Source organism: Pricia sp. (genome assembly GCF_041745955.1).
Classification (GTDB): Bacteria; Bacteroidota; Bacteroidia; order Flavobacteriales; family Flavobacteriaceae; genus Pricia.
Genome location: NZ_JBGTHY010000076.1, coordinates 1 through 7,296, shown reverse-complemented (window position 1 = coordinate 7,296; position 7,296 = coordinate 1). Strand labels below are relative to the sequence as shown.

The 7,296-nt window shown below is 44.2% G+C and carries 7 protein-coding genes and 1 pseudogene; 4 read left to right on the top strand and 4 right to left on the bottom strand.

The window, feature by feature from the left end:
* Window positions 1-1,307: aminopeptidase P N-terminal domain-containing protein (locus ACEW8S_RS02485; RefSeq protein WP_373516604.1), on the bottom strand; the 1,307-nt coding region annotated here is incomplete at its 3' end.
* Window positions 1,308-1,415: 108 nt separating this feature from the next.
* Here ACEW8S_RS02485 and gcvT point away from each other — a divergent pair.
* The 4 genes from gcvT to ACEW8S_RS02465 all read left to right on the top strand — a co-directional run bounded on the left by gcvT (window position 1,416) and on the right by ACEW8S_RS02465 (window position 4,506).
* Window positions 1,416-2,501 carry a glycine cleavage system aminomethyltransferase GcvT gene (gene gcvT / locus ACEW8S_RS02480; protein ID WP_373516603.1) on the top strand — a complete coding sequence of 362 codons (1,086 nt, stop codon included), beginning with the start codon at window positions 1,416-1,418 and terminating at the stop codon, window positions 2,499-2,501.
* Window positions 2,502-2,510: 9 nt separating this feature from the next.
* Window positions 2,511-3,359, top strand: a complete 849-nt coding sequence (locus tag ACEW8S_RS02475; RefSeq protein WP_373516602.1) for a sugar nucleotide-binding protein — start codon at window positions 2,511-2,513, stop codon at window positions 3,357-3,359.
* A 110-nt stretch (window positions 3,360-3,469) separates the two neighbouring features.
* Window positions 3,470-3,763, top strand: a complete 294-nt coding sequence (locus ACEW8S_RS02470) for a 4a-hydroxytetrahydrobiopterin dehydratase (RefSeq protein WP_373516601.1) — start codon at window positions 3,470-3,472, stop codon at window positions 3,761-3,763.
* 32 nt (window positions 3,764-3,795) lie between these two features.
* Window positions 3,796-4,506 (top strand): YebC/PmpR family DNA-binding transcriptional regulator, encoded by a 711-nt coding sequence (locus ACEW8S_RS02465; RefSeq protein ID WP_373516600.1) that lies wholly within the window; start codon window positions 3,796-3,798, stop codon window positions 4,504-4,506.
* Between the two features lie 21 nt (window positions 4,507-4,527).
* On the opposite strand, the gene ACEW8S_RS02460 is transcribed toward ACEW8S_RS02465, so the two are convergent.
* The 3 genes and pseudogenes from ACEW8S_RS02460 to ACEW8S_RS02450 all read right to left on the bottom strand — a co-directional run.
* The gene (locus tag ACEW8S_RS02460; RefSeq protein ID WP_373516599.1) at window positions 4,528-5,640 is read right to left on the bottom strand and encodes an ATP-grasp domain-containing protein; all 1,113 of its coding nucleotides are present in this window, start codon (window positions 5,638-5,640) and stop codon (window positions 4,528-4,530) included.
* A 191-nt stretch (window positions 5,641-5,831) separates the two neighbouring features.
* The gene (locus ACEW8S_RS02455; RefSeq protein WP_373516598.1) at window positions 5,832-6,473 is read right to left on the bottom strand and encodes a sugar transferase; all 642 of its coding nucleotides are present in this window, start codon (window positions 6,471-6,473) and stop codon (window positions 5,832-5,834) included.
* 22 nt (window positions 6,474-6,495) lie between these two features.
* A pseudogene (locus ACEW8S_RS02450) lies at window positions 6,496-7,296 on the bottom strand (CoF synthetase); the annotation flags it as partial.

Here is a 7,296-nt window from a genome sequence, read left to right as displayed (position 1 = left end):
GAATCCTTTGAAATTATGCCCAATTTGATCAATCCTTCGGTGACTACCTTGCTCGCCGCTTGACCTGGAGCCTGAAAAGGCGCACCGACCACGCTCGCCTTGATTCCAGCTTCCTGGGCATCGTAAACGATATCGTAAATCTCTTTTTGTGCTTTGCTAAACTTGCCATTGGCGGGAATGGTACGGGTAACATCGGCAGTGTAGCCGTGGTATTCGGCACCCAAATCCATCAGCACCAGGTCATCACCAACTTTAGGTTTATTGTTTTCAATATAATGGAGGATGCAGCCGTTGTTCCCCCCGCCAACAATCGAAGGATAGCCCTCGTATTCCGCGCCATATTTTTTGTAGACATATTCGTGTACCCCCTGAATCTCGGTCTCGGACATGTTCGGGTGCATGGCTTTCATCACTTCGACCTGGCCCACAGCGGAAATCTCGACGGCTTTTTTGAGCAGTATCATTTCCTCTTCCGTTTTAGTTTCGCGCAAGGTGGCCATTATTTCCCCCAGCATGGCGGAGTTCAGGTTATTTGCCTCGAGATGTAGCGCCACTTTATCCTTTATCTCGCCGCGTAATTTGTTATCGGATGCATTTACGAATCCACTTAAAAGCTCATCTTTTTTTAGGTTCTCGTCCCTGCTGAGATAGCGTCCCAAAATCTGGGCCACGTTGGCACTATTTTCTACGTCTGTCGATTTTATCATGGCATACAATCGCTGTTTGGCGGGATCATAATCCGAGGGATAATTAGCTTTTTCCTTAAAATCCTTTATAAGATCGAAAAGATCGGCCTCGTTACCGGTATCCCGATAATCGTTCTCAAAATCGAAGAACATCACCGTATCAAAATCCGTAAAATTGGTCGAGGCCTTTGAAAATTCACTTCCATTGTAAACCGTTTCGAAACCTAAGGTGGACTTTGCACCTTCCACCCCCAACCGTTTACCGTTCCATTGCTCTGCCCTCGAATCACGCTCCTGAACATATAAAACTTCATTGTAGGCAGTACTGTTACCATCATTCTGGTTTTCTGAAAAAATCAGCAGCACCGCGTTCGGCTCCTTATAGCCCGTCAAATAATAAAAATCCGGGTCCTGATGATAGATATAGTCCACATCATTGGCCCGGTTGCGCTCGGCATTGGCAAAAAACACCGCTACGCTGTTCGCGGGCATCATCTTGCGTACAAGTTCCCTTCGACCTTTGTGGAAATCGGCGGACAGGTAATCCGTTGGCACCTCTTGCGCAACGAGTTGCATAAAGGTGAACAGCACTATCGCAAAAAATATACTGATTCTTGACATCTCAATCAATTTTTAAAATGAAACTATATCCCTATAATTTACAAATATTGTGCAAAATAGAACAACAAGCAATTATAGTTTGCCTAAATATTTCAATAGCTTTGCGAGATGAAAAATACTGTCCTTACCGAAACCCACATCGCCCTAGGCGCCAAGATGGTACCTTTTGCAGGCTTTAACATGCCCGTTTCTTACGAGGGCGTCAATGCCGAACATGAAGCGGTACGCAAAGGTGTCGGCGTTTTCGACGTTTCCCACATGGGAGAATTTCTGATCGAGGGTCCAAATGCATTGGAATTGATTCAAAAAGTAACGGCGAACGATGCTTCCAAATTAACAGTCGGAAAAGCGCAGTACAGCTATCTGCCCAACGAGACCGGGGGTATCGTCGACGATCTCATCGTTTACCGGATAAAGGATGAAACCTATCTTTTGGTGGTCAACGCCTCGAATATCGAAAAAGATTGGACGCATATTTCAAAATACAACGAGGGCATCGCTGCGGATATGCGCAACATCTCAGAAGGATTTTCCCTACTGGCCATTCAGGGCCCCAAAGCGATCGAGGCGATGCAATCCCTGAGTTCCGTGAATTTAGAGGATATTAAATTTTACAATTTCGTAGTCGCGGATTTTGCCGGTATCGATTATGTCATTATATCCGCTACGGGATATACGGGTTCAGGGGGATTCGAAATCTATTGCAAGAATGCCGAAGTACAGCAAATATGGGACAGGGTTTTCGACGCCGGAGCGGAATTCGGTATAAAACCGATCGGTTTGGGCGCCCGGGATACCCTGCGCCTAGAAATGGGATATTGCCTTTATGGAAACGATATCAACGACGAAACGTCCCCCTTTCAAGCGGGATTGGGATGGATCACCAAGTTCACCAAGGATTTTGTGAATAGTGATGCGCTAGACAAAGAAAAAGAGAAGGGTACCGAGCAAAAGCTCATCGGTTTTGAACTCGATGAAAGGGGCATCCCACGGCAGGGGTACGATATCGTTGAGGAGCGGGGCAAGAAAATCGGCGCAGTCACATCCGGCACCATGTCGCCCTCACTTAATAAGGGAATCGGGCTGGGTTACGTGCCATCGGAACTTTCGAAGCCCGGCAACAAAATCCATATCCGAATTCGAAAGAATACGGTCCCCGCAACCGTTGTAAAACTCCCGTTCTACAAGGGTTAAACTATTTCTATGGCGAAAGGAAGGCGAAAGAAGGACGAAGGAAACAAAAAGATTCTCATTTTAGGAGGGAGTGGATTTCTTGGGAATGCCATTTACAAAGAACTCTGCAAGTATTTCGACACCTACGGCACCTATCTTTCGGCAAGGAAGTCATTTGAAGACAACCGGCAATTCTTCCGGTACAATATGGAGGAAGACGATGTCTTCGGAATATTGGAAAAGGTAAAGCCACAAATTATCATCTCTGCTTTACGGGGTAATTTTGCGGCCCAGATACAGGCACATCAGCATATTGTGGAATATCTTCTGCAAAACGAGTGTATGCTCTATTTTCTTTCGTCGGCCAATGTTTTTGACGCGTATCGTAAATATCCTTCTTATGAATATGACAAGACGCTTTCCGAAAGCGTTTATGGACGGTTAAAGATCAAGATCGAAAATATGATGCTCAGGCTACCTCAAGAAAAAATGGGCATTTTGCGGGTCCCCATGGTTTTCGGCAATGGCTCGCCACGTATCAAGGAAATCAAGAAATTTATTTGGGAAAACGAACCTGTAGAGGTTTTTCCCAATCTTATTTTAAACGTAACCAGTGAAGACAAACTGACCCAACAGATCCATTACCTCATCAACCGCAATAAAACAGGTATTTATCACCTGGGAAGCAATGATCTCGTACATCACGAAGATTTTATCAAGGAAGTGGTCGAACGCATCGGCAATTTCAATCCTATTTACAAACGGGTCTACACCACTAACGAAGAACGTTATTTGGCGGTACTTCCCAAGGATAACAAACTGCCCAAAAACCTACAGGTGGGATATCAGGATGTTATCGATCATCATATTACAGGATAGAGAATCCTTTGATTCCGTTAAAATAAGTTTCCATTGCAGACGAACAATCCGCAACCAAAACCGTAAATTGCTTTTCGTAAAAATAACAGGAAACAAAAAAATAATTTTTTATGAAAAAACTATCAGAGAAAGACATCGAAAAAAAACTAGAAAAAATGGAAGGGTGGGAATTCGTCGACAATGCCATCGAAACTTCCTTTCAATTCGCGAATTTTAAGGAAGCCTTTTCGGCTATGACCCGTATCGCGTTTGAATGTGAGGCCCAAGGTCACCATCCCGATTGGAGCAACGTGTACAATACGCTTAGCATTAGCCTCAGCACCCATGATGCCGAAGGTGTTACGGAAAAGGACTTCAAACTGGCCAAAAGTATCGAGGAGATTATTGAAGGAACGCAGGAATAGTAGGAAGTAAAAATTTAGGCAAGCATTTATCCATGGGAAGAGCTTTTGAATTCCGGAAGGCACGAAAAATGAAACGCTGGTCGGCGATGTCCAAGGCCTTTACACGTATCGGCAAGGATATCGTTATGGCAGTAAAGGAAGGCGGTCCCGATCCGGATGCCAATTCCAGGTTGCGCGCCGTTATTCAGAATGCCAAGGCCGTCAACATGCCCAAAGACAATATCGACAGGGCCATAAAACGGGCTTCGGACAAAAATCTGGGCGATTTTAAGGAAGTTCTTTTTGAGGGCTATGCCCCGCATGGGATCGCCATTTTGATAGAGACCGCTACGGACAACAATACCCGTACCGTGGCCAACATCCGCAGTTATTTCAATAAATGCGATGGAAGCCTGGGCACCTCCGGTTCGGTGGAATTTATGTTCGACCATACCTGCAATTTTCGTGTCCCCGCTGAAGGCATCGACCCCGAGGAACTTGAGCTCGAAATGATAGATTTCGGTGCAGAGGAAGTTTTCGTTGACGATGATGGTATCTTAATCTATGCTCCCTTCGAAAGTTTTGGTGACCTCCAAAAAGAACTTGAGCGACGCAACATGGAAATTCTATCCTCAGGATTTGAACGCATCCCACAAGTCACCAAAGCCCTTTCCGAAGATGAAGCAGCCGATGTGGAAAAACTGCTGGAAAAAATCGAAGAGGACGATGATGTGCAGAACGTGTACCATTCGATGGAGGAGTAATGCATAGGAAAATCCAGTTCATCACGGAATTTGCATTTCTTTGTCCCCGAATACCATCGGGTTGCGGCCGATATTTTTTTTGTGTCGTTTTGAAGTGACATCCTTTTCAACCGCGGTTTCATAATCCCCTATCCTCACGATGTTGTCGTGTTTTGAGAATACCTGATCGGATTTATAGTTGTTGTATCCTGAAACGTCTATATTCCCTTTCAACCACTCCAAATACATTGCCGGAATATTTATACCTGCCGAGTGTGAGAACGGGTAACCCCCACCGAACCGTGGGTTCATTTCCAAAAAATACACTTTACCGTTACTTACGAAAAAATCACAGTCCATAGTACCGATATGACGGGTTGCTTTCCCGATTTTTTCGGCTATTTCGGTAAATCGGCTATCGATTGCGCTTATGGCCTTATCGGTTTCCCCTGCCCGCATGGCCAATTTTTTTCTGGCGAACGCACCGTAGTAATTGCCTTCAAAATCGTTAAGAATATCGATACCATATTCTTCACCGTTTATTTTCTCCTGAAAAATGATCTGATTTTTCGACGCATTCCATCCCATACTGGCCATCAAGTTTTTATCCATTTTGATCAAAAGCAGCCGATAGGCCAACCGCAGTTCCTCTTCGGTTTCTACCTCTTCGATACCAACGGAGCCGAAACCCCATCTAGGTTTAAGTATAATCGGAAAATTGATTCTTTTTTCATCCAAGGCCAGTAGTACATCATCGATTCTTAAAAAGGATTTTGCGGTAGGAATTTTCAAATCCTCAAAGAAAATGAAGGTCCTCCACTTGTCCGCACAAATATCGATTAGATCCGGACATGAAATGATCACTTTGGCACCATACGCCTCCAATTTTCTCTTGTTGGCCGACATAATCGGCAATTCGATATCGTTCAAAGGTATCACTAGATCCACCCCGTAATCCTCAAGAATGCGTAGAAGAGTCGGCACATAGGTACTGCTATTGAGCGTTGGTACCGTTAGGGCTATGTCGGCATCTGCCAAAGCCGCTGCGATAGGATTGCTATCCACCGCTATGGTCCTTCCGCTGTCTCCGATAATTTCCTTAAAATACCGGATCAGATAATTTCTTCTACCGGCGCAAGTAAATAATATAGTCATGTTAGGTTCTTAATTTTAATGGCCACATCTTTAAGCCGTATATACGGATTTTTCTGGTAAAGGTTCGGTTATTTATAGATAATTGACCAAGTTTACTATCCTTACAATAGTCGACCTGATGGGCGATAATTTACAAAAAGGTCTTTAAGTTTAAGTGCCTTAATAAGATTATTCCTTGCTTTCTAACGAAACTATTCTTTTAAAGTAAAAGAAGACCTGCTTGCGGTTTCCGATTTCCTGAATTCGTCAAGACTATCGGGGCCTTCGGAAAATTCGGTTTCCGAGGTCTTGAATATTTTGATAATGGTCATTAAGAGGATTTTGCAGTCCAACATAATACTTAGGTTTTCCGCGTACCGGGCATCGAGTTCCAGTCGTTTGTCCCAAGACAATGCATTTCGGCCCGAAACCTGTGCCAGTCCGGTAATACCCGGCTTTACGGTATGTCTGAGATTTTCACGGGTTGTGTAGTACGGCAGATAACGAATCCGTAAAGGTCTTGGCCCTACCAAACTCATATCGCCTTTCAAAACGTTGAACAATTGTGGTAGTTCATCCAAAGAGGTTTTACGTAAAACTGAGCCAATCCCCGTAAGCCTTTTTTCGTCGGGCAACAGTTCGCCGCGTTCGTCTCTCCCGTCGGTCATAGTCCTGAATTTTACGATATTAAATATCTTTTCATCTTTGCCCGGCCTAGGTTGATAGAACAATTGCTTGTCGATGCCACTCATCCTTAAAACCAGATAGATTAAAATAATGAGGGGCGAAAACAAAGCTATGGCCATGAGTGAGGCGAAAAAATCAAAAAATGGCTTTGTTATAGATGTATACACTATGAATTTTTTATTAAATCGATTAATGGTCTACTTGGCTATAATTGTTCACGATGAGCCTTCTTTTTCCGGACGCCAACTGCGGTATTTCATCGACATAGGATATTCCGATTTCGGCATCCGCCCCAAGAAAGCCCTTGAAGTGGGCAATAATTTCCGATTCCGCTTTCAAAGGTTTTCGCACCGCTAGCTTTAAAGTATACTTTGTACGATCTTCCTGTATAAACCGGAACTGTCTGATTTCGGGATACGATTCCAGATGATGTATATTAAATCCGGATATTACATGGTCTTGGGTATCCCATACAATATCCATTTTTCTTCCCTCGACCCTCGAAAGAACTGAAGAGCCGCTAAAGTAAGGGCTCTCCTTGGTCATAGCGGCCAAATCACCCGTATCGTACCGAATAAAGGGCACGGCATAATTGAACAGATCGGTGACCACCACCCTGCCCAACGTTCCCTCGGCTACCGGAACATCTTTTTCCGGATGAAGAATTTCGATGAAATAGCTGGCCCAATTGATCTGAAGGTTAGCGTTTGTTTGGGATAGCTGTAGGGAGAGGATACCGTTTTCTTGATTCGAATAGCGCAAATAAACCGGTGCTTGGAAGTAAAATTTCAGCTTTTTTCTAGTATCGTCGCCCAAGCCCTCGGCCATGGCGATAATCGAGGAAATAGTGGTCTTTATAGGACCGGATTCGATATGTTCGAGATACTGGCAGATATCCCGTAAGGCCGTGGAATAACTTAACACTACTTTAGTAGACCCATCCTTTTGCAATCTTTTAATAAATTGGGCCAAATAGGCGTCCGAAAAATC

Coding starts and splice junctions, on each gene's coding strand:
- ACEW8S_RS02460 (WP_373516599.1), bottom strand. CDS start 5,640: ATGACTATATTATTTACTTGCGCCGGTAGAAGAAATTATCTGATCCGG.
- ACEW8S_RS02475 (WP_373516602.1), top strand. CDS start 2,511: ATGGCGAAAGGAAGGCGAAAGAAGGACGAAGGAAACAAAAAGATTCTC.
- ACEW8S_RS02470 (WP_373516601.1), top strand. CDS start 3,470: ATGAAAAAACTATCAGAGAAAGACATCGAAAAAAAACTAGAAAAAATG.
- gcvT (WP_373516603.1), top strand. CDS start 1,416: ATGAAAAATACTGTCCTTACCGAAACCCACATCGCCCTAGGCGCCAAG.
- ACEW8S_RS02465 (WP_373516600.1), top strand. CDS start 3,796: ATGGGAAGAGCTTTTGAATTCCGGAAGGCACGAAAAATGAAACGCTGG.